We start from the raw sequence: 332 nt of genomic DNA on the forward strand, positions 1-332 counted from the left end.
GGCCTGCACGACCCGGCGATCCGGCGCGATGTGCTGCGCTGGGTGCTCTGGGACAATCACAAGATGTCCTCCGTCGCGGGCGTCACCCGGTTCCTGATGAACTTCCTGCCCGCCTACAAACAACCCGCCGAGGTCATCGCCTGGCACCAGGGCCGCCTGCGCGGCGCGCTCAGGACGCTGGATGCCGCGCTCGCAGGCCGGGACTGGCTCGTGGGGCCCGACGTGACTGCCGCCGACATCTCCTGCTGCTCCTACCTTTTCTATCCCGAACCGTTCGGGTTCGACCGCGCCGAATACCCGAATATCGACCGCTGGCTCGACGGGCTCAAAGC

1 protein-coding gene is annotated in these 332 nt (G+C 67.5%); it reads left to right on the top strand.

What is annotated here, in order from left to right; genetic code table 11:
* Positions 1-332 (top strand): glutathione S-transferase family protein (locus E0702_RS16105; RefSeq protein WP_205741973.1); only part of this gene is annotated, 332 nt, incomplete at both ends.

Origin of the sequence: Halomonas marinisediminis, assembly GCF_004347715.1 — a bacterium.
Classification (GTDB): domain Bacteria; phylum Pseudomonadota; class Gammaproteobacteria; order Pseudomonadales; family Halomonadaceae; genus Halomonas; species Halomonas icarae.